This window comes from Oceanobacillus sp. E9 (assembly GCF_001741975.1).
Lineage (GTDB): Bacteria > Bacillota > Bacilli > Bacillales > Amphibacillaceae > Oceanobacillus > Oceanobacillus kimchii.
Genome location: NZ_LSNA01000007.1, coordinates 712,757 through 733,487, shown reverse-complemented (window position 1 = coordinate 733,487; position 20,731 = coordinate 712,757). Strand labels below are relative to the sequence as shown.

26 protein-coding genes are annotated in these 20,731 nt (G+C 34.7%); all 26 read right to left on the bottom strand.

Features of this window, described 5'->3' with window-relative positions; all coding sequences use genetic code 11:
- Window positions 1-32: 32 nt before the first annotated feature.
- The 26 genes from AQ616_RS13235 to fliG all read right to left on the bottom strand — a co-directional run bounded on the left by AQ616_RS13235 (window position 33) and on the right by fliG (window position 20,724).
- Window positions 33-533, bottom strand: a complete 501-nt coding sequence (locus AQ616_RS13235) for a chemotaxis protein CheD (protein ID WP_069685969.1) — start codon at window positions 531-533, stop codon at window positions 33-35.
- Window positions 526-1,164, bottom strand: coding sequence for a chemotaxis protein CheC (locus AQ616_RS13230; protein ID WP_017796693.1), 639 nt, complete (start codon window positions 1,162-1,164; stop codon window positions 526-528). Before AQ616_RS13230 ends, AQ616_RS13235 begins: the two co-directional genes overlap by 8 nt.
- A complete protein-coding gene (locus AQ616_RS13225) occupies window positions 1,161-1,634 on the bottom strand; it encodes a chemotaxis protein CheW (RefSeq protein ID WP_017796692.1) in 474 nt (157 codons plus the stop codon). Before AQ616_RS13225 ends, AQ616_RS13230 begins: the two co-directional genes overlap by 4 nt.
- Window positions 1,635-1,653: 19 nt before the next feature.
- Window positions 1,654-2,712 carry a protein-glutamate methylesterase/protein-glutamine glutaminase gene (locus tag AQ616_RS13220; protein WP_069685968.1) on the bottom strand — a complete coding sequence of 353 codons (1,059 nt, stop codon included), beginning with the start codon at window positions 2,710-2,712 and terminating at the stop codon, window positions 1,654-1,656.
- Between the two features lie 4 nt (window positions 2,713-2,716).
- Window positions 2,717-3,571 carry a MinD/ParA family protein gene (locus tag AQ616_RS13215; RefSeq protein WP_017796690.1) on the bottom strand — a complete coding sequence of 285 codons (855 nt, stop codon included), beginning with the start codon at window positions 3,569-3,571 and terminating at the stop codon, window positions 2,717-2,719.
- A complete protein-coding gene (gene flhF, locus AQ616_RS13210) occupies window positions 3,561-4,679 on the bottom strand; it encodes a flagellar biosynthesis GTPase FlhF (RefSeq protein WP_017796689.1) in 1,119 nt (372 codons plus the stop codon). The genes AQ616_RS13215 and flhF overlap by 11 nt, the downstream gene beginning before the upstream one ends.
- On the bottom strand, window positions 4,676-6,709 hold the full coding sequence (gene flhA, locus AQ616_RS13205) for a flagellar biosynthesis protein FlhA (RefSeq protein ID WP_017796688.1): 2,034 nt from the start codon (window positions 6,707-6,709) through the stop codon (window positions 4,676-4,678). Before flhA ends, flhF begins: the two co-directional genes overlap by 4 nt.
- Before the next feature lie 19 nt (window positions 6,710-6,728).
- Window positions 6,729-7,808: a flagellar biosynthesis protein FlhB gene (flhB, locus tag AQ616_RS13200; RefSeq protein ID WP_017796687.1), complete on the bottom strand. Its 1,080-nt coding sequence runs from the start codon at window positions 7,806-7,808 to the stop codon at window positions 6,729-6,731.
- 1 nt (window position 7,809) lies between these two features.
- Complete coding sequence (gene fliR, locus AQ616_RS13195; RefSeq protein WP_069685967.1) at window positions 7,810-8,589, bottom strand: flagellar biosynthetic protein FliR; 780 nt, start codon at window positions 8,587-8,589, stop codon at window positions 7,810-7,812.
- A 3-nt stretch (window positions 8,590-8,592) separates the two neighbouring features.
- A complete protein-coding gene (gene fliQ, locus AQ616_RS13190) occupies window positions 8,593-8,862 on the bottom strand; it encodes a flagellar biosynthesis protein FliQ (protein WP_017796685.1) in 270 nt (89 codons plus the stop codon).
- Window positions 8,863-8,877: 15 nt separating this feature from the next.
- Window positions 8,878-9,543, bottom strand: a complete 666-nt coding sequence (gene fliP, locus AQ616_RS13185) for a flagellar type III secretion system pore protein FliP (RefSeq protein WP_017796684.1) — start codon at window positions 9,541-9,543, stop codon at window positions 8,878-8,880.
- A complete protein-coding gene (locus AQ616_RS13180) occupies window positions 9,536-10,114 on the bottom strand; it encodes a flagellar biosynthetic protein FliO (protein ID WP_017796683.1) in 579 nt (192 codons plus the stop codon). Before AQ616_RS13180 ends, fliP begins: the two co-directional genes overlap by 8 nt.
- A gap of 106 nt (window positions 10,115-10,220) precedes the next feature.
- Window positions 10,221-10,583: a response regulator gene (locus AQ616_RS13175; protein ID WP_017796682.1), complete on the bottom strand. Its 363-nt coding sequence runs from the start codon at window positions 10,581-10,583 to the stop codon at window positions 10,221-10,223.
- Between the two features lie 22 nt (window positions 10,584-10,605).
- Window positions 10,606-11,778 carry a flagellar motor switch phosphatase FliY gene (gene fliY / locus AQ616_RS13170; RefSeq protein ID WP_017796681.1) on the bottom strand — a complete coding sequence of 391 codons (1,173 nt, stop codon included), beginning with the start codon at window positions 11,776-11,778 and terminating at the stop codon, window positions 10,606-10,608.
- Window positions 11,768-12,760, bottom strand: coding sequence for a flagellar motor switch protein FliM (gene fliM, locus AQ616_RS13165; RefSeq protein ID WP_017796680.1), 993 nt, complete (start codon window positions 12,758-12,760; stop codon window positions 11,768-11,770). Before fliM ends, fliY begins: the two co-directional genes overlap by 11 nt.
- 33 nt (window positions 12,761-12,793) lie before the next feature.
- Complete coding sequence (gene fliL / locus AQ616_RS13160) at window positions 12,794-13,213, bottom strand: flagellar basal body-associated protein FliL (RefSeq protein ID WP_017796679.1); 420 nt, start codon at window positions 13,211-13,213, stop codon at window positions 12,794-12,796.
- A complete protein-coding gene (locus tag AQ616_RS13155) occupies window positions 13,206-13,424 on the bottom strand; it encodes a flagellar FlbD family protein (RefSeq protein WP_017796678.1) in 219 nt (72 codons plus the stop codon). The genes fliL and AQ616_RS13155 overlap by 8 nt, the downstream gene beginning before the upstream one ends.
- Before the next feature lie 48 nt (window positions 13,425-13,472).
- Window positions 13,473-14,327, bottom strand: a complete 855-nt coding sequence (gene flgG, locus AQ616_RS13150; RefSeq protein ID WP_017796677.1) for a flagellar basal body rod protein FlgG — start codon at window positions 14,325-14,327, stop codon at window positions 13,473-13,475.
- A gap of 73 nt (window positions 14,328-14,400) precedes the next feature.
- Entirely contained in the window at window positions 14,401-14,769 is a 369-nt protein-coding gene (locus AQ616_RS13145; RefSeq protein WP_017796676.1) for a TIGR02530 family flagellar biosynthesis protein, read from the bottom strand.
- Between the two features lie 2 nt (window positions 14,770-14,771).
- The gene (gene flgD / locus AQ616_RS13140; RefSeq protein WP_017796675.1) at window positions 14,772-15,263 is read right to left on the bottom strand and encodes a flagellar hook assembly protein FlgD; all 492 of its coding nucleotides are present in this window, start codon (window positions 15,261-15,263) and stop codon (window positions 14,772-14,774) included.
- Window positions 15,264-15,275: 12 nt separating this feature from the next.
- Entirely contained in the window at window positions 15,276-16,574 is a 1,299-nt protein-coding gene (locus AQ616_RS13135; protein WP_230199342.1) for a flagellar hook-length control protein FliK, read from the bottom strand.
- A 39-nt stretch (window positions 16,575-16,613) separates the two neighbouring features.
- The gene (locus tag AQ616_RS13130; protein WP_017796673.1) at window positions 16,614-17,210 is read right to left on the bottom strand and encodes a MotE family protein; all 597 of its coding nucleotides are present in this window, start codon (window positions 17,208-17,210) and stop codon (window positions 16,614-16,616) included.
- Between the two features lie 5 nt (window positions 17,211-17,215).
- Window positions 17,216-17,662: a flagellar export protein FliJ gene (fliJ, locus tag AQ616_RS13125; protein ID WP_017796672.1), complete on the bottom strand. Its 447-nt coding sequence runs from the start codon at window positions 17,660-17,662 to the stop codon at window positions 17,216-17,218.
- Entirely contained in the window at window positions 17,662-18,981 is a 1,320-nt protein-coding gene (gene fliI, locus AQ616_RS13120) for a flagellar protein export ATPase FliI (RefSeq protein ID WP_017796671.1), read from the bottom strand. Before fliI ends, fliJ begins: the two co-directional genes overlap by 1 nt.
- Window positions 18,981-19,718 carry a flagellar assembly protein FliH gene (gene fliH / locus AQ616_RS13115; RefSeq protein WP_069685966.1) on the bottom strand — a complete coding sequence of 246 codons (738 nt, stop codon included), beginning with the start codon at window positions 19,716-19,718 and terminating at the stop codon, window positions 18,981-18,983. The genes fliI and fliH overlap by 1 nt, the downstream gene beginning before the upstream one ends.
- Complete coding sequence (gene fliG, locus AQ616_RS13110; RefSeq protein WP_069685965.1) at window positions 19,711-20,724, bottom strand: flagellar motor switch protein FliG; 1,014 nt, start codon at window positions 20,722-20,724, stop codon at window positions 19,711-19,713. The genes fliH and fliG overlap by 8 nt, the downstream gene beginning before the upstream one ends.
- Window positions 20,725-20,731: the final 7 nt, after the last annotated feature.

Below are 20,731 nucleotides of genomic sequence, written 5' to 3'. Positions count from 1 at the left end.
TGAAGCTCCCCTTTCTATTCTTATTTCTGGATTTAAATCATCATTGATTCTTGATTTATTTTTCGAACAGCAAGTAGTTTAGATCTTGGATCAAACTCAATTGTCCTACCAACGTTACCACCAACATCCTTACTTACAATAGGTACACCAAGTTCGGTTAATGCCTGCTCTACGGATTCTACATTTCTAGGGCCAATTCTCATCATGTCAGTACCAGTTCGTAATTGAAACATTTGAGCTCCCCCGGCTAATTTAGCTTTTAATGATGATTCTTCTGCTCCTCGTTTAATAAGTTCTTGATATAGATAAGGAATAGCCGTATCTGCATATTTATAGGGGTTAGTGTTTGTTTGCTTTCCTTGTTGCGAATTCGGTAACAATACATGCGATAATCCCGCAATTTCTTTTTTTTCATCATATATAACAGTCCCAACACAAGATCCCAATCCAGATGTACGAATCAATTGGGGAAATTGGATAATTTTCAAATCCGCAATACCAACTTTAACAACAGTGGTTTCTACGCTAGTCATTATAGTCAATTCCTAACTTTGTAAATAGATTATGGAAAGATTCTGGATCCGGTATAAAAAGAAATTTACCACTAATTTTTTCAAATTGTTTATCATCTTGATGCATTTCTGTATCGATAATAATCACATAATCACTTGTATGAGATATCTCAATTAATCCTACAGTTAAAATTGCACCTGCCATATCGATGCCTAAATAAGGGACAGAAGGTTGCAAATTCATGGTAGTAAAATCGGACAATGCGGATAAATAAGTACCTGTCAAAATATTGCCAATCTCACTTAATGCAGATATTGCAATTTCTTGGTTTTCCGTATTATCAAACAAAGAGTAATCTGGATTATTTGTCAATTTACGCACAAGATATTCTGCTTCTTCAATTTGTAATATTACATACACTGTCCCAGGAATGTCTCCATTAATACGAAACATTAATCCTACTATTGTTTGTTCCGGACCACCAATCAAATCCATGACTTCATCAAAACCAACTACGTTTACCTTCGGTACTTTCATGTCAATTTTTTGATTAAGCAACTGGGATAAGGCAGTCGCAGCATTTCCAGCACCGATATTGCCAATTTCTCTCAACACGTCACGTTGATCTTCATTTAATCGCTTTCTACTCATTCCTCTTCTTCCAACCAAGTAGAATCTTCTGAGTCTAGTGATAAGACGTGATGCATATCTAGTAAGATTAATAGTCGATCATCTATTTTTGCTACTCCACTTAGATATTCTGGTTTTACAGAATCAATAACTTCAGGAGCATCCTCTATAATATTTACTGGGATATCTATTACATCATTTGCTTCATCAACAATTAATCCTACTTCTTGATCTCCGACTCTTGAAATGATAATTCGTTTATTTTCATTAATATCTGTTTTCGTTCTTTCTAACCTTAGACGTAAATCAATAACTGGAATAACCACTCCGCGTAGATTGATGACTCCTTTCACATAATCTTCCTTATGAGGTATGCGAGTAATAGGCATCATACTCTCTATAGAGCCAATCCATTCAACAGGAAGTGCGTATTCCCCACCATCTAAGTCAAAAACAATCATTTTAATGCTCTTTATTGTTCCTTGTTCCATTTTGTATACCTCCTATAATTTATCTTAATTGTTTTACAATCAAACCAGGTATTTCCTGTAATGAGATTTCATAATCGATTAATCCAGCATTCACCGCAGCTTTTGGCATGCCATATACAATCGCAGTCTCTACAGATTCAGCTAACGAAATAGCAGATGCATCATGTAATCTCAATTGCTGTAAACCGTCTGTTCCATCATTGCCCATTCCTGTTAAAATACAGATAATCTTGTTGTAGTTTTTAATATGTTGAAGAGAACTGAAAAGATTATTTACAGACGGTCGATGCCCTTTTAACGGAGGAGATTTATCTAATGCTATTGCTAAGGACATGCCTACATTCTCCACCTTCATATGAAATCCTCCTGGTGCGATATAAGCTGTTCCAGATTGCAATATTTCTCCGTGAACAGCTTCTTTAACTGAAATTGCACAAATCGAATTTAATCGGTCAGCTAATGATTTTGTAAATCCAGGCGGCATGTGCTGTACAATAACGATTGGAGCTTGTATATCTTTAGGCAATTCCATTAACACCTTTTGTAATGCTTTTGGTCCTCCGGTAGAAGTACCTATAGCAACAATACTTCTTCGATATCTTTTTTTTCTATCTATATTAGCTATGGTCTTTGTTGATTGTATATTATCTTCCGCGGTTTCTTGGGTAGGATTCACCTTTACCGTAGAAGCCAATATAACCTTCTTACGAATTTCTTCTTCTACATCTCGAATATCTAATGAAATAGATCCCGAAGGCTTCATGATAAAATCTACTGCACCACTTGAAATGGCTTGAATTGTTTTTTCTGCTCCTGCTTTCGTAACACTGGATAACATTACAACAGGAACGGGATGTTCATTCATAATTCGTTGTAAAGCTTGCAGGCCATTCATTTTAGGCATATGGACATCAAGCGTTACCACATCTGGAGATAACTGTATGACTTTGTTTAGTCCATCTTCTCCATTGCGAGCAACAGCTACTACTTCAATTCTTGGGTCGTTATCTAAAATATCGGAAATTATTTTCCTCATAAATGCCGAGTCATCAATCACTATTGCTCGAACTTTTTTCATAAGATCACCCTTCCATCCAGTTCTTTAACCTACCTAGAAAGCTTGTGTCTGCGGAATTACTCTTCCTTTTTTCTTGCAAGTAAACATCTGCTAAATGTGTTATAGCTTTTGATGCTTTAGATCTTGGGTAAACTTCAGAATACGGCTGTTGTGCGGTAACTCCCTTTACAACTAATACATCATCCGGAATAACCCCAAGAGCTTTTACCTCTACAGATAAAAATTGTTGGATAACATTTTGGAATTTTTTTAATGAGGCTATCCCATCACTTCTTTTGTTCCATCTATTTAAAACTGCATAAATAGGAAGTTGATCATTTCTGGATACGATATGCTTTACCATCCCATATGCATCTGTAATGGATGTCGGCTCTGGCGTTGTGATAACAATACATTCTTCAGCTGATAGTGTGAAAAATAAGGACTCTTCAGTAGCTCCTGCTCCCATATCAAAAAAAATATAATCATATTGATGTATAAGCGTATCAAAAGCTTCATAAAATCTAGTTTTTTGAAGATCAGTTAATTTGAATAACTGGGATAAACTCGAACCACCGGCAATATAATGTAAACCATTTGATTCCTTTTCTATTAAACTATTAAGTGGTATATCGTTTTTGAGTAAATCAACAATAGAATAAGTAGAACGATTTCCTATTAGAATATCAATGTTGCCCATTCCGATATCTAAATCTAAGATTAATACTTTTTTATTTCGTTTTATCAGTTGTAGAGAAAAATTAACAACAAAATTTGATTTCCCTACTCCTCCCTTACCACTTACAACAGCTACTGTTTTCGCTTGGTGAACGGAATCACTTAGCCTTTTTCGCAACCCCTCTGCTTGGTCAATTTTCATTGTTATCACTTAGAATTAGATGCGACATTTCTTCGACAGATGGTTGTATGACATCTTCTGGAACATCTTGTCCATTTGTCAAATAACCAATTCTTATTTTATTGTTCCAACAAATGTTTAAAATGTTCCCGTATTGTTCCGTCTCATCTAATTTTGTAAAGACAACACCATGAACATCGAGTAATTGAAATCGCCTATATATATCCAACATATCTTTAGGCTTAGAGGTCATCGATAACACTAAATAATTGGTCACTTTAAGAGAACTTGGCCATTCTTTTATTTCGTTCATATACTGATTATCTCGATAATTCCTACCTGCAGTATCTACTAAAATTACATCAAAAGAAGAAAATTTCTCTACTGCTTTTCGATAATCTTCCTTACTATATGCCACCTCTACGGGGATGTGTAATATTTTTGCATAAGTTTTCAACTGTTCTACTGCCGCTATACGGTAAGTATCTAATGTAATAAATGCAACTTTCTTTTTATCTTCTAAATAAAGTTTCGCTGCAATTTTTGCGATGGTTGTCGTTTTCCCAACCCCTGTCGGTCCAACAAATTGAATAATTCGATGATCATAAGTAAACCCGATATCCACTTGCTCTAGTCTGTTAGATATTAATTGTTTTACTTTAATTAAAATTGTCTCTTGATCATGGTACTTATCTTGATTCGTTTCATCATTTTTTACGTCTTTAATTAATTGCCCAGCAATTGATGGCGATAATTCTTGCGCTAATAGGTGCTCATAGGCTAATTGATAAACAGGTGTAAATTCTTGTTTACTTGTTCTTCCTTGTACTTCAATCAAACGCTGTAAATTTAGAATTTCTTCCCGAAGTGGATTTTCTTCTTTCACTTTTCTGTTATGACTTTGTTGAGTATGTTCTGTAACTTGTTTCTCACTAGGGGATGATTTACTAATAATTGGTTCTGGATCTACTCCAGCTACAACTTCAATAAATGTCTTTTTAAACAGACCAAGGAAACCACCCTTTTTTACTTCTTTGGATTGCAAAATTACTGCATCTGTTCCAAAATCTTTCCTTACTTCTTTCATCACTTCTGGCATTGTTGGTGCTGTATATTTTTTTATCTTCATGCAATATTCACCACCCCTACACTTTGAACTTCAACAGTTGGTTCGAGTTCATTGTACGATAGAACAACAACTTGAGGTAAAAATCGATCTAGTAACTGTTTTAGGTACATTCTTATAGCAGGAGAGCATATAAGAATGGTTGTTTCTTCTTGTAATGATAACTTTTCTGCTTCGGCATGAATTGATTTTACTATTTCTTGCTGTGTTTCTGGGTCTAAAGACAAATAATTTCCATGTTCTGTTTGTTGAATGTTATCAGCAATGGTTTTTTCTACTTTTCCTGATACAGTTATAACTTTCATTTGATTATTATCTTGTGCGTAATTTTTCGTAATTTGTGCAGACAGTGATTGTCTTACATATTCCCCGAGTAACTCTGTATCATTAGTCATTTTAGAAAAATCAGCTAATGTTTCAAATATGATCGGTAAATTACGAATAGAGACACTTTCACGTAACAGTTTCGCAAGAACTTTTTGTACATCACCTGTAGATAATGGTTCTGGTGTTACTTCTTCAACTAAAATTGGATTACTTTCCTTCAAGTGATCAATTAATTGTTTTGTTTCTTCTCTACCCAATAACTGATGTGCATGACGCTTAATTACTTCTGTGATATGTGTAGACACTACAGAAGGTGGGTCAACCACCGTGAAGCCAGATAATTCCGCCTCATCCTTTATCTCCTCATTAATCCACTTTGCAGGTAGTCCAAAAGCGGGTTCCTTCGTGTCAATTCCCTCTATTTCTTCTTCGCCAAAGTCTGGAGTCATTGCTAGATAATGGTCTAACATTAGTTCCCCGTTAGCGACTTCATTGCCTTTAATTTTCAACCGGTATTCATTTGGATTTAATTGGATATTGTCTCTAATTCTTACAACCGGGATAACTAATCCTAACTCAATTGCTAATTGACGACGTATCATAATCACACGATCAAGTAAATCCCCACCCTGTGCTGTGTCAGCTAGTGGAATTAACCCATAACCAAATTCAAACTCGATAGGGTCCATATTTAATAAACTGACTACATTTTCTGGTTGTTTTAATGCAGTAGATTCGGTTTCTTCCTCTTCTTCAACCGTTGGTTCTTCCTCTTTGGTTGCCCGGTTTTGCATCCAATACCCACCTAATATTAAAATCGCCGCCAAACTAGTTGTTAAGAAAAAATTAATTGGAGTTAGACCTAATAAGAAAATAGTTCCTCCTGCAATATAAAGTAGCTTCGGAAACTGTAATAATTGATCCATAACATCAGCACTTAAGTTATTGTTACCTGCAGAACGTGTAACTACAATACCTGTTGCAGTTGAAATTAAAAGTGCGGGAATCTGACTTACCAATCCATCACCAACTGTTAATCTCATAAATGTATTTACTGCTTCATCCATGGACATTCCCATTTGCACCATTCCGATAATTAATCCAAATAATATATTGATGATAACAATAATAATTCCAGCAATGGCGTCCCCTTTTACAAACTTACTAGCACCGTCCATCGAACCATGGAAATCTGCTTCTTTTTCAATTTTTTCACGACGTTCTTTTGCTTGCGCTTCGGAAATAAGTCCAGCATTCAAATCAGCATCTACACTCATTTGCTTTCCTGGCATAGCATCAAGGGAAAATCTTGCAGCCACTTCAGAAACTCGCTCAGAACCTTTTGTAATAACTAAGAAATTAATAATTACTAATATGATAAATACTACAAAACCAACAAATGGATTGTCTCCAATAACAAACGTTCCAAACGTATCAACGACTCCACCAGCTTCTGCTTCAGAAAGTATCGATCTAGTTGTAGATACATTCAACGCAAGTCGAAATAATGTTAACAATAAGATTAATGTTGGGAATACACCAAACTGCAATGGTTCTGTAGTATTCATTGCAACTAAAATAACAATTAGCGCTAAGATAATATTAATTAATATAAAAAAGCTAAGAAGTGCTCCTGGCAGTGGAATCACTAACATGATAATTACTAATATAACTCCCAGAAGTACTGATATATCTCGCGCTTTCATACAACTCTCTCCTAACTTGTTATGCTTTTTTCTCCACCCTGTAAACATAAGCTAATACTTCTGCTACTGCTTGAAAGTATGCTTCTGGGATTAATTCACCAATTTCTACAGCATCATGTAGTCCCCGTGCTAAAGGGCGATTTTCTACCATCATTACACCGTGATTTTTAGCAATCTCTTTAATCTTTTGAGCAATTTGATCTGTCCCTTTTGCTAAAATATATGGTGCGTTTGCTTTCGCTTCATCGTATTTAATTGCAATTGCATAATGGGTAGGGTTGGTAATTATGACGTCTGCATTAGGTACTTCACTCATCATTCTTCTCGTTGCCATCTGTCGTTGCTTTTCTTTAATTTTTGATTTGATTAATGGATCTCCCTCAACATTTTTATATTCATCTTTTATGTCCTGTTTAGACATCCGGATATTTTTTTCAAAATCAAATTTCTGATACCAATAATCAAATAACGCAAGAAAGATGAGTAAGATAATTGCGGCAAACCCCATAATTGCTGTGACAGAGGCGAAAAAACCTAGCGCACCTTTTGCATCGAGAAATGCTGTCATTAACATATCATCTTTAAAAATCCAAATCACAGAAAATGTTACTAAACCAACAAACACAATTTTTAACATAGATTTTAGAAACTCTACTAGAGCTCGAATGGAAAATATACGCTTTGCACCTTTAATTGGGTCAATCTTTTTCAAATCAAATTTTAATGGCTCTGTACTAAACAAAAACCTTACTTGCACTAAGTTTGCTGCCATTCCAGTAATGATCGCAATAATCATTATTGGTGCCAACATCAACCCTGCATCTAATGAGGCACTGTTAAACATTAGTTGAACGTTTTTTTCTGTAATGTCCCAATGAATGTACTCAGTAAAAGATTTTTCGAAAAATCCAGTCATGTATTGAAGCATATAGCTTCCAAATACGAACAAACCGATAAAACATCCCAAAAGCAATAATGCCGTGTTAACATCTTGACTTTTGGCTACTCGACCTTTTTTTCGTTCATCCAGTCTCTTTTTTGGAGTTGCCTTCTCTGTCTTTTCACCTGCAAAAAATTGCAAATCTAATTTTAAAAGCAAGTTATACACCTCCAAACAATGACATTAAGCCATTCATAACTCTATACATTGTCTCAAAAAGGCGTTGTGCTAGATTCATATAAAGCGCAAGGAATACTAATATAGCAGCAAAACTAACAAGAATTTTCAATGGTAATCCAACAACAAACACATTCATTTGTGGAACAGTTCTGGCAATGATCCCAAGAGCAACATCAACTAAAAATAAACATCCAACGATAGGAATCGCAATTTGAAATGCAATTAAAAACATCGTATTAAAAGTCGTTATCACAAACTGAACAATCGACTCTTCTCCAAAAGGTAGAAATTGATTTAAAGGTATGTAAGAATAACTATTAAAAATTCCATCTAAGATAATGTGATGTCCATTAACGGATAATAAAAATAATAATGAAATGATATAAAGATACTGACCTGTTAATGGACTTTGTGCTCCTGTTTGAGGATCAACCACATTCGCGATTGCAAATCCCATTTGAAAATCTATAAATCCGCCGGCAACCTGTATAGCGGCAACAATAATATAAGCAATCAGGCCAATACATATCCCGACTAGTATCTCTTTTACAATTAAAAAAACATATAAATTATTAACAGCTACTCCTGTAGTATCAACAGTAGATATCATAATAATTGCTAGAAAAAAACTAATTCCTATTTTAAATTGTACGGGAACTGACCGATAAGAAAATAACGGCATAATCACAAAAAATGCTAGGACTCGGACAAATATTAATAAAAATGCAGGTAACGTATTCAAATCTATATACTCTAACATGTTTTAACCTACAAATTGATTTAAATTCTGATATAAATTTGATGTAAATTCCACAATTGTTGTTAACATCCAAGGTCCAAAAAATACTAATCCGACCAACACTGCAATTATCTTTGGAATAAATGCCAATGTTTGTTCCTGAATTTGTGTCGTTGCTTGAAATATACTTACGAGTAAACCAACTCCTAAGGCAAGTAACAATAATGGAACGGTAATTAATAAGATAGTAACGACGCCTTGTTCAGCTAACGTTAACACTAATTCACTACTCATGACACATGCTCCTTTCTAAAAGCCACCTAATAATGATTGGGTGATAAGATACCAACCATCCACAAGTACAAATAATAATATTTTGAACGGTAGTGAAATCATTACAGGCGGAAGCATCATCATACCCATAGACATTAAAATACTTGCTACAGCCATATCAATAATTAAAAAGGGAATGAATATCAAAAATCCCATTTGAAAAGCAGTTTTCAACTCACTAATTGCAAATGCAGGTACTAATGTAGTGAGTGGTATATCTTCTACAGTCTCCGGAGGATCAGCTTGAGTATAATTTAAAAACAAATCCAAATCTTTTTGCCTAGTATGTTGAGCCATAAATTCTTTTAATGGCATACTAGCATTCTCATATGCTTCATCCAAGGTGATTTCCTCATTAAATAGTGGTGCCAACCCCTCTTCATAAACTTCTGAGAAAGTAGGAGCCATAATAAAAAAGGTCATAAACAATGCAATTCCTATTAATACTTGGTTAGGAGGCATTTGTTGTGTTGCTAGTGATGTCCTCACAAATGAAAGAACAATAATAATTCTAGTAAAACTTGTCATTAAAATTAAAATTCCTGGCGCCAATGAAAAAATCGTTAGTAGTAATAATAATTTTATAGAAGTCGATATGTTGGTTGGGTCGGAACTGGAAAAAATATCAATAAATTCATTCATGAGAATCTTCCTTATACTTTTGAATCATTTTACCTCGATTATATTTAAGGTTATTCAGTTCTTGTTCAAAATGCTTTTCGAATGATTGGTCTGAATCATCTTCTCGCGTGTTTATCTTTTTATTCTTTGTCAACATAGACATAAAGTTGGCTCCAAGGAAATCCTCTGACTGTTGTTCATCATTTAGAATTTGTTGAATTGTCTCTTCATCAGTTATTTCTTGAAGTAATTCCACATTGTCGCCTACTCCAACCATGTAAACCTGATTCCCAATTCGTACAATTTGTATCGACTTATTTTGTCCAACGGAAATTCCGCCGACATTTTCCAAAGATTTGATGTTACTACCTAACTTGTTTCGTTTTCCAAGAAGTTTTAATACGACATAAATTAAACCTATTACAAGTATTAATGCAAAAAACATTTTAATAATTTCAAACACTAATGACGGACTGGAATTATCTCCATTAACGACCATACCGTTATTACTATCTTCATTTATCACTTCAGGTTCTTCTTCGAAATTTACTTCTTCTGAACATTCTTCATCATTTTTAATGCAATCTGACACATTTGGGGCCGCCCCCACAGGAAGGGGCAGTATACATAAGATAAAAAGTATTCCTGCTCCCCATGTTAGTAAGATTCTATTGAAGTTCACTTTACTCAACTCACTTTTAAGATAACGCTTTTTGAATAGCTTCAATTACACGATCCGCTTGGAATGGTTTTACAATAAAATCTTTTGCTCCTGCTTGAATAGCATCAATTACCATTGCTTGTTGGCCCATTGCAGAACACATAATAATCTTTGCTTCTGAATCAATTTGTTTAATTTCTTTTAACGCACTAATACCATCTTTTTCTGGCATTGTAATATCCATTGTTACTAAATCTGGTTTATGTTCTTTAAATTTTTCTATTGCTTCGTTTCCATCTTGTGCCTCATCTACTACTTCAAAATCATTTTTTGTCAAAATATCTTTAATCATCATTCGCATGAAAGCTGCATCATCCACTATTAAAATTCGTTGTCCCATTCTTAAACTCCCTTTCCATCTTTTATTTTTTTAGGTTTTTAATTCGATCGGTTGGACTAATAATATCCGTTACTCTTACACCGAAATTTTCTTCAATAACAACTACTTCACCTTCAGCAACGAGTTTTTCATTCACTAGTATATCGACTGGTTCACCTGCTAGTTTGTCTAATTCAATAATCGATCCTGCTGATAAATCAAGAATGTCACTAATTGATTGTTTTGTTCTCCCCAATTCCACAGTCACTTTTAAAGGAACATCTAATAGCATATCTAGATTTCTGTGTTCTTGTTTGGACAATGTAGAACTTTCAAAATTAGAAAATGCCGCTTCTTGCACAGTTGGATTACTAGAAACAGATGAATTACCTAAATAATTTGTTTCTCTTTTTATTTCCTCTTGAATTGGCTGTTCTTCGTAAGTTTGGGTTATATCTTCATTCCTGGTTCCATGATCCATTTTAGGTTGTGAAACTTCTGAAGCTGTTTTTTCTAGTTCTAATACAGCAGCAGCTTCTGTTGGAGCATGTAATAGTCGATCCACAAGTTGTCTTGCAAAACTTAATGGAATTAATTGCATCATGTTAGAATCTATTAAATCTCCTACTGTTAATCTGAAAAACACCTTAACGTATACATCTTCATCAAACACAATCTTATCAGCATTATCTTCAATTCCATTTATAATTTCAGGAGGTGAAATATCAACCTTCATATCAAAGACAGTGGACATACTAGTTGCAGCCGCCCCCATCATTTGATTCATCGTTTCTTGGACAGCACTTAAGTGAATATCATTCAATGTTTCATCTGGAGTTGTTCCATCTCCACCTAGCATAATATCAGCAATAATTGCTGCATCACGCGCTTTTATTACAAATACATTCTTACCAGAAAATCCATCTATGTAATTCACTTGTACACTGACAGGTTCAAACGTAACTTCGCTATCAATGTCAGCTTTTTCAATTACTTCTACATTTGGCGTTGTAATTTCTACTTTTTGATTTAATAATGTGGATAATGTTGTAGCAGAACTACCAAATGAGATATTCCCAATTTCTCCTAAAGCATCAATCTCGATGCTAGACAAATAGGCTTGTGATGTTTCTTCATTTGATGTTTCAGAATCATCCTCTGATACTTTAAGTAAAGCATCTATTTCATCTTGAGAAAGCATTCCATCATTCATCATCTTCATTCACCCCTTTAATTTCTTCTAAAATTTGAACAGACATTTTGTTTTTGAATTTACCTGGCTGTGCAAAGAACTTCGGTTGATCATATATCGATAACAGTAATGGTGCATCAATAGGTTGATCAAGCGAAATAATGTCCCCTTGTTGAAAGTGGAGAAAATCATGAATTGATATCGTTGTTGCCCCAAGAATGGCCTTTAACTCAACCTCTGTCTTCTTCAAATTCTGCTGCATTTTACCATAAGCTTGTTCATCTTTATTCGATTTTGACTGCATCCAGTAATGTACTGACAGTTTTGGAATAATCGGTTCTAAAATAACATGAGGTATACACATGTTAATCATACCTGTTGTTTCTCCGATAATCGTTGTAAGAGATACGACAACTACTGTCTCATTAGGTGCAATCTTTTGCATAAACTGCGGATTCTCTTCAAATTCTTCTAATACAGGTTCGATATCAACAACCGAGCTCCATGCATCTTTTAATGCGTCTTCTGCTTTTTCAAACATTTGCATAAGTAATGTTTTCTCTATCTCTGTTAAATTGCCGTCTTTTGTAATTGTGCTTCCTTTTCCACCCAGTAAACGATCAAGTAACGCGTAAGCAATATTAGGATTAATTTCCATAATCAAATTACCATCTAATGGTTCCATACTATATAAATTAAGGATGGTTTTCTTTGGAATCGAGCGAATAAACTCTTCATACGGTACTTGATCAACAGATGTAACAGAAATATTTACAAAACTACGTAATTGTGTAGCAAAAAATGTCGTTAGCATTCTAGCATAATTTTCATGTATCCGAGATATACTTCGAATTTGATCTTTTGAGAAACGAAGCGCACGTTTAAAATCATAAACTCGAACCTTTTTCTCTTCTTCTTCTTTTTTCAATTCATCTGCATCCATCTCTCCAGAAGAAATAGCGGACAATAAAGCATCAATTTCATTCTGCGATAAAACTTCATCCATGTATTACGTTCACCTCCTAGCAGGAGCTAGCTTCTATTGAAGGATCTTACTTATCGTATAGACTTCAGTAACGTTGCCTTCTGTCATTAAATTATTTAATTCATTCTTCAGAGCTTCTTCAATATCTCCTAATCCAGCTTGAAAATCTTCTTTATTCTTTTTCGCCAATTCTTTTATTAAAATATTCTTCAACTGAAAGTCTCGTTTTTCTAATTCCTTTTTAGCATCACTACTGTCAGCAATAATTTGAAATTGGACACGAACAAAGGCACCATCCTCTAAATCCGTGGTAACTTCAGGCGACTCGAATGAATATTCCACCATGTCATCAATCGATTGTTCCCCACTCACTTTTTCTGGTGTACTGATATTTATAACTATTACTAATGCTGTAATCGCGCCTGCAAGTAAAATTACTAAAGAAGTAATCATTGTTTTCATAAGTTTACTCATCTATTTCACCTACCTTGGAAGATAATTGTTGTAAGCCAATCGTTTGATAATAGCTTGTAACTTGTTGAAGTACCTCACTAGCATTGTCCTTTACAACAATTTTCTTACCGTTTATCAATGAAATTGTTGTATCTGGCAGTGATTGTATCTGTTCAATATAAATTGCATTTAAAACGAATTTTTCATTATTTAATCTCGTTAAATGAATCATCTGTTTGGCGGGAGTAACGAAGCAATGTCGTCACTCCCTACCTCCCTTTTATCGTTTTAGGTTTACAAGTTCCTGTAATATTTCGTCTGAAGTAGTAATGATTCGTGTGTTCGCTTGAAAAGAACGTTGTGCTGTAATCATTTCCGTAAATTCTTCAGATAAATCTACATTTGACATTTCTAATGAACCACTGACAACGGAAGAACCTAGATTCTCAGATTCTGGTGTATATAATTGATCAGCTAGTCCTGCATTCGGTGAATCTAAATATAAATTATTTCCTGCTTTTTGCAATCCAGATGGATTCGAAAAAGAGGCTAAAGCAACTTGACCAGCCACTTGTGTATCTCCATTTGCATCAATATAGTTGATCGTTCCATTGGACTGTACACTGAAGCTTTGTGCAGTCTCTGGAATATTTATTGTTGATTCCTGTGGCGGATCACCAACAAAACCAACTAAATATAGTCCTTGAGAATTGACGATGTTTCCATTATCGTCTAAGAAAAAGTTTCCTGCGCGGGAATACGCAGTTGTGACGTTGTCTAAATCTATATTCGTTGTTCCTCCATTGGCATCTACACCTTCTACCAGCACAAACATACCATCACCTTCAATAGCAAAATCTAATGGGTTATTTGTAACTTGTTGAAAGCCCTGTGTGTGAATGTTAGAAATAGCACCAATCGTTGAACCCAAACCTACTTGAGAAGCGTTCACGCCACCTCGGGTTGCTGTTGCCCCTTGTGCACCAGAAGTTGTTTGACTCATCATATCTTGGAAGTTTACCATTGCTTTTTTATAACCAGTTGTATTAACGTTAGCGATATTATTACCGATAACATCTAGTTTCGTTTGTGAATTTTTCATTCCAGAAATACCTGAATACATTGAGCGTAACATGATTATTTCCCCTTTATTCTTTATTCTGCGTCTGTCATTCTGCAGTTTATTAAGCTTCCCTATGGGGTCCAGCTTAATCTTGAATTAAAATCGTTCCATTAATATTTGTAAAGATCTTACTTGCAAATTCATCACGATTCATTGCCGTTACTACTGTATTATTCTTTGTACTTACAACAAGTGTTGCGTCATTTAAAACAACAAGAGAATCAGTTACTCCTTTTTCTTTTGCTTCTTGCATCTTTCCTTGGATCAAGTCCCATTGCTTATCATCTATTGAAATATTGCGTTCATGCATTCTTTCCGAAGCATGCTTACTTATCTTTAATTGATTTTGTTCATGCAGGACATCTTTAAACGAGACAGTTGATTGTTGCTTAGATTGACTCGTTTTTGTTGGTGGTATAACAAATGGTATTGTCTGATAAATACGATGATCCATTACTATTCACTTTCCTCTTCATTATCTGGATCCGCATCACCTTGTTCACCATCGTCAATGTTTGATTTCCCGACTTGTACCACAGCATCTGCATAAATACGTTCACCATTTTCTAATTCAAAAACTGCCCATCCTTGGTTTTGAGTCACTCCAACTACTTTACTAGTTTCCACGCCTGTTTCTTTCCCTGTTTCTTCATCAAATGTCATATAGGAGACTTCTTCTCCAATCATGTGACTGTATTGAAGAACAGGAGATACGAGTGAATTGTTTACTAACATTTCAATAGAGTTGGACATATTCATCATTTGTTCTAAGGATGAAAAAGTCGCCATCTGTGACATAAATTGAGAATCGTCCATTGGGCTAGTTGGGTCTTGATTTTGCAACTGAACCATCAGTAATTTTAAAAATTCTTCTTTTCCTAATTCTTGACTTGGTGTGCGTACCTTCTGTTGATTATTTAAATATAAAGATGAATCAATTGATGTCATTTTTTCACCTACCTAAATTTGTTCATTGAGTAATTCTGCCATAAACTCTTCAAAATCATGTGTGCCAGTATCTTTTTCATCTTCATCAGTTTGTTGATTAGAACCATTCGTCTGTTCTTTAAGTTGCTCTTCGGTGCTATCTTTAGATTCTTGTAAGCTATTTGTACTCATTAATACATCCTGTTTTTCAATCATTACTTGATGCGGTGAGAAGATATTTCTCAATTGATGTAAATTCGAATCAAGCATTTCTTTTGCAGCCATAGAAGAGACCAATATTTTCACAGTCATTTCTCCATTGACTTGCGCCATTCTTATCGTCATATCACCCAGTTGTTGTGGACTTAACTTAATAGATAGTCCACCACTTCCATTCCAGAAGTTTTGCAATTTATTTGATTGTATAATTTGTTTGAATTTATCGATCAACTGGTGTTCTTGAGCCTGGTTTACAGAATTGGTACTTAAATGAATATAAAATTGCTCTAGTTTAGAAATCGGAACTGACTGATTCATTGATGTATAGGTAAGTGGTTTATCGAAATCAATTATCTTGTTTAACCACAAGCTGACATCCGTTGATGTTATTTTTGGTCCATTTCTTTGTTGAAGGTGTTGATCACTTACTTGCAAGAGCTTCGACCAAATTCCTTCTAATTCTAATTCATTAACAGTATTCACCTGATTAGATATAAAACTCTGTGTATGTTGTATTGCTGGTAATTTAATCTGTTGATTATTTAACTGCTGATTCCACTGCTCTAACAATAATGCTATCTTCGGGGCAACCGTATGAATATCCCCTTTATTCGAAATATTTTGTAGTAATTCTATTGCAGTCAGTTGTATCTGCTGCGGCGTCAAAGATTTCATATTTCCAGCTACTTCTACAATATCTTCCGTCCAACTAAGATTAATTGGTGAAACCAACTTATCCACATATGCATGAAAGTAATCATGATCAGCGATAATTTTATAAGCTAATTGTTCAATATTTAATGCAGCAACCGACTCTTGAATTTGTACTAAAGATTTATTTTCTTCTACACTTTCAGAGAGCATCAATTGAACTTGGTTCATTAAAGAATCAAATAAATCAGTCTCTTGAAGAAATTGTAATAATTCTTCAGGAACTTCTTCATTAACTAGTTTTTCAGTTAAAGTGAATCCATTTTCTTTGTCCATCGATAATCCATTGCTTTTTGTATCAGTATTCGCTAATAAATTGTGAAAGTTTTCTACTTTTTTATTTATTAAAGATGAATCAGACTTTGGCGTACTTGACATAGATTGCATTGCTTGCAACATCATGACATTCACTTTTTCACCTCCTTTCAATTGTGGATTTAATTATTCATTCTCCATTGTTGCCATGACGAGTTCAGTATATCTGGCTGCTTTTTCTTTAGTCATACGTTGTAATATTTCTCCACGATCTCCGGGTTCCATTCCTGTAAGTATACGAACAACTAATTGATCATCATCAATTGATTCAAGAATTTGAGCAGCTTGCTTTCCTTTCATCTCGGTAAATGATTGAATCATTTCATTCGCAACATCTTCTTCGGGATTTTGATTTTCTTCAGTGTTATTATTCGAATCATTCCTATGTTCAAGGCGAAGAATTTCATCTTCTAATTGCTTTATAGTAGATTCTAAATCTCCAATAGAATTTTCTAATTCCGTTATCTCATCTTGTCTTTCTTGCAATTTTGCTTGTGCAGCTTCTAATTTTTGTGTGGATTCCTCAGTAGGTTGATCTTCTTTAATCATCTCACCAACAATTGGTACATTACTTGTTTTTTCTTTTGCCCAATCAACCACTTCCACCCCAGCCATTTCTAGAACAAAAACAGCTAATATAGCAACAACGAATAGTGGAATGACACCAGCAAATAACACCAAGATAAAAGGATTCATTTTTTTCTTTTCTTCATTATTGTTCATAATATTCACCTAGACTTATGGCTTAAATATTGTTGCATGGACATTTCATCCATCCAATTTGCTTCTTTTCTTTTCGCTTCCTCTATTTCATTTTTTTGTTTAAATTCAATAATCTTGTCAAACTTCTTCACTTCAACATAAGCATTTGACAGTTTTTCTTGTTTTATTTCCATGTCATTTCTTGCTCGTTGTACGAGAAGTTGAACACTTTGAATACGCTGATTTAATTTTTCAATATAGGCAGCTTGTTCCTTTATTTTTTCAATTGAAGTTGTATTTTGAATATACGATTCAAATGAAGCTTCCGCACTCTCTTTTGTTCGTAACAAGTTATAAAGTTCCGTTGCTATTTTTTCGAATGTTTCCATTGACTGACTGTATGCCGATTGTGCAACCTTCTTCTCGTTTTCTCTAATTTCTCTTATTCTATTTAAACCAACTACTTCTACCATCAGGACACCCCTCCATGTAGTAGATTCTTCATCATTTGTATTGTTTCAACAAACGATCGTTTTTCGTGTATACCTTGTTTTAAAAATTCTTGAATATAAGGTTGAAAACTGATAGCTTTATCAATTTCATGATTGGTTCCTTTTTTATATGCACCAATCGTGATTAACTCTTGGTTCTCTTCATAGGTAGACAACAGCTTGCGTAATGTTTGGCTTAGGTCTTTATGTTCCTCATCTGCAATAACATTCATAACTCTACTAATTGATTTCAGTACATTTATTGCTGGAAACTGTCCACGCTCCGCCAACTTTCTATCAAGAATAAAATGCCCATCCAAAATTCCTCTAACCGCATCGGCAATCGGCTCATTCATATCATCCCCATCTACCAAAACAGTGTAAAAACCAGTGATTGTTCCATTAGCATTCGTTCCAGTACGCTCTAAAAGTTTAGGTAAAATGGAAAAAACAGACGGCGTATAACCTTTGGTTGTTGGTGGTTCACCAACAGCAAGTCCAATTTCACGTTGTGCCATTGCGACCCTAGTTACCGAATCCATCATTAGGTTAACTTTGTACCCTAAATCCCGGAAATATTCACTAATTGCAGTAGCTGTATAAGCTCCTTTTATTCTCATTAGTGCAGGCTGATCAGAAGTTGCGACAACAACAATTGATTTCTTTAGTCCTTCTGGACCGAGATCATTTTCAATAAATTCTCGAACCTCTCTTCCTCGTTCGCCTATTAACGCAATAACATTTATATCGGCACTACTATTTCTGGCAATCATTCCAAGAAGTGTACTTTTTCCTACTCCACTTCCCGCAAATAAGCCAACTCTTTGCCCTTCCCCCATGGTAAGTAAAGAATCAATTGCCTTTACTCCAACTTGTAACGGCGTTCGAATTGGCGGACGATCAAGTGGATTTGGAGGGGCTTGTTCAGTCATAAAATTAGCTAAACCTTTCGGTAATTCTTCTGACTCATTTAACGGTTTTCCTAGTGAATTTAGAACTTTTCCGATTAATCCTCTGCCAACCTTCACTGTTAAAGGTTTTCCTGTTGCTTCAACAAGGCAACCCGGACCAACTTCAGTAACCTCTGTATAAGGCATTAATACTATTTTTTCATTTCGAAATCCGACAACTTCTGCTAATAACGCATGATCCGTATTTGGAGAAGTTTTTATATAGCAAACCTCTCCAATATTAGCCGTCGGGCCTTCAGATTCAATCATTAATCCTACAACTCTGATTACTTTTCCATAACGTTTATACGTATCTACTTTAGCTATAACTTCTCTATATTGATCTATCATTATGCTTTCGTCTCCATCAAGAAATCCATTAATGCTTCACGAATCTTTGTCAGTTGACTATCTATATTAGCTTCAATTTGTCCAAAAGGATGTTCAATTAAGCAATCTGTTTCTTTCAAATCTTCATTTACATAAATAGCCAGTTTACTATCCTTACCAATTATGCGTTGTAATTCCGTTTTGTGAGTGGAAACTAGTTCATAATTTGTTGGATGTAAAATAATCGATACTTTTGGTTGACCCTTTATATCATGAACCGCCGCTTTTACAATATTTAAAAATTGACTCGGATGCTCAGTGAGTTGATTCTCTATAATGCGCTCTGCGACTAATACGGATAGTCCTAATATTGTTTCCGTACTTTTATCAAGTTCACTATGATAATCTTTTATTGTTGCGTCTACTATATTATTTACTTCGATTAATTTTTCTTTGTAAGAATCATAGCCTTCTTGTTTACCATGTTCGTAACCATCTCGATAACCAACTTGTTTTGTTTCTTTCATAAGTTTTTTCTTTTCTTCTTGCCACTGTGCTTGCGCTGTAGCAATTTTTTCTTTCGTTTCCTGAATTAACGAATTTTGTTTCTCTTGAAGTGATTGCAAATATTTTTTCTCTTCTTGTATCTTTTGTTGTAAGTTTTGGATAATTACTTCTTCCGTTTGTTCGGGTTCTAATCGCTTTGGAACAATGGATTCAATTGATCTGATTGAGATTTGTTTTGTTTGATTAGACAATGATATCGTCTCCTCCACCTCTTGCAATTACAATTTCACCTATATCTTCTAATCTACGAATCAACCCTACGATACGAGTTTGAGCTTCCTCGACATCTCGTAATCGAACTGGTCCCATGAATTCCATTTCTTCTTTAAAGGTTTGTACCATTCGTTCTGACATATTTTGAAATACAATATCTTTCACTTCTTCACTAGCTACTTTTAATGCTAAACGAAGATCTTCATTATCTACTTCACGCACAACACGTTGTATAGCACGATTATCAAGAATAACAATATCTTCAAAGACAAACATACGTTTTTTAATTTCTTCAGCTAAGTCAGGATCTTGAATTTCAAGTGCATCTAATATTGTACGTTCTGTACTTCTGTCTACACCGTTTAACACTTCTACAACTGCTTGAATTCCGCCTGTTTGAGTGTAATCTTCGGTTACAGACGAAGAGATATTTTTTTCCAGCACTTGTTCAATTTGATTGATTATTTCTGGTGATGTTGAGTCCATCGTCGCAATTCTTCTAGCAACATCAGCTTGCAATTCTTGCGGTAGAGAGGAAAGAATTTGTCCACCCTGTTCAGGATCTAAATAAGATAATATAAGTGCAATCGTTTGCGGATGCTCTCCCTGTATAAAATTAAGTACTTGTTGAGGGTCTGCTTTCCTTGCAAAATCGAATGGTCTAACTTGCAATGATGATGTTAACCGATTAATGATATTAGATGCTTCCTGTTTTCCGAATGCTTTTTCTAATACCGTTTTGGCATAACCAATACCTCCAGAAGTTATATAATCTTGAGCTAAAGCAATTTGATGAAATTGTTCCAATACCTCTTCTTTTAAATTGGAGTCAACTTTTTTAACCGAAGAAATTTCAAGACTTAATTTTTCAATTTCTTCTTCTGATAGATATTTATATACTTGTGCTGAAACGTCTGGTCCTAGAGATATTAGAAGAATTGCTGCTTTTTGTTTTCCTGTTAACGCACCTTTTGTTCTAGCCACTTCACAT

Bases quoted from the DNA above. Each gene is read 5' to 3' on its own strand.
- AQ616_RS13235 (WP_069685969.1), bottom strand. From the start codon at position 533: ATGACTAGCGTAGAAACCACTGTTGTTAAAGTTGGTATTGCGGATTTG.
- AQ616_RS13230 (WP_017796693.1), bottom strand. From the start codon at position 1,164: ATGAGTAGAAAGCGATTAAATGAAGATCAACGTGACGTGTTGAGAGAA.
- AQ616_RS13225 (WP_017796692.1), bottom strand. From the start codon at position 1,634: ATGGAACAAGGAACAATAAAGAGCATTAAAATGATTGTTTTTGACTTA.
- AQ616_RS13220 (WP_069685968.1), bottom strand. From the start codon at position 2,712: ATGAAAAAAGTTCGAGCAATAGTGATTGATGACTCGGCATTTATGAGG.
- AQ616_RS13215 (WP_017796690.1), bottom strand. From the start codon at position 3,571: ATGAAAATTGACCAAGCAGAGGGGTTGCGAAAAAGGCTAAGTGATTCC.
- flhF (WP_017796689.1), bottom strand. From the start codon at position 4,679: ATGAAGATAAAAAAATATACAGCACCAACAATGCCAGAAGTGATGAAA.
- flhA (WP_017796688.1), bottom strand. From the start codon at position 6,709: ATGAAAGCGCGAGATATATCAGTACTTCTGGGAGTTATATTAGTAATT.
- fliR (WP_069685967.1), bottom strand. From the start codon at position 8,589: ATGTTAGAGTATATAGATTTGAATACGTTACCTGCATTTTTATTAATA.
- fliQ (WP_017796685.1), bottom strand. From the start codon at position 8,862: ATGAGTAGTGAATTAGTGTTAACGTTAGCTGAACAAGGCGTCGTTACT.
- fliP (WP_017796684.1), bottom strand. From the start codon at position 9,543: ATGAATGAATTTATTGATATTTTTTCCAGTTCCGACCCAACCAACATA.
- AQ616_RS13175 (WP_017796682.1), bottom strand. From the start codon at position 10,583: ATGGGACAACGAATTTTAATAGTGGATGATGCAGCTTTCATGCGAATG.
- fliY (WP_017796681.1), bottom strand. From the start codon at position 11,778: ATGATGAATGATGGAATGCTTTCTCAAGATGAAATAGATGCTTTACTT.
- fliM (WP_017796680.1), bottom strand. From the start codon at position 12,760: ATGGATGAAGTTTTATCGCAGAATGAAATTGATGCTTTATTGTCCGCT.
- fliL (WP_017796679.1), bottom strand. From the start codon at position 13,213: ATGAGTAAACTTATGAAAACAATGATTACTTCTTTAGTAATTTTACTT.
- AQ616_RS13155 (WP_017796678.1), bottom strand. From the start codon at position 13,424: ATGATTCATTTAACGAGATTAAATAATGAAAAATTCGTTTTAAATGCA.
- flgG (WP_017796677.1), bottom strand. From the start codon at position 14,327: ATGTTACGCTCAATGTATTCAGGTATTTCTGGAATGAAAAATTCACAA.
- AQ616_RS13145 (WP_017796676.1), bottom strand. From the start codon at position 14,769: ATGGATCATCGTATTTATCAGACAATACCATTTGTTATACCACCAACA.
- flgD (WP_017796675.1), bottom strand. From the start codon at position 15,263: ATGACATCAATTGATTCATCTTTATATTTAAATAATCAACAGAAGGTA.
- AQ616_RS13135 (WP_230199342.1), bottom strand. From the start codon at position 16,574: ATGATGTTGCAAGCAATGCAATCTATGTCAAGTACGCCAAAGTCTGAT.
- AQ616_RS13130 (WP_017796673.1), bottom strand. From the start codon at position 17,210: ATGAACAATAATGAAGAAAAGAAAAAAATGAATCCTTTTATCTTGGTG.
- fliJ (WP_017796672.1), bottom strand. From the start codon at position 17,662: ATGGTAGAAGTAGTTGGTTTAAATAGAATAAGAGAAATTAGAGAAAAC.
- fliI (WP_017796671.1), bottom strand. From the start codon at position 18,981: ATGATAGATCAATATAGAGAAGTTATAGCTAAAGTAGATACGTATAAA.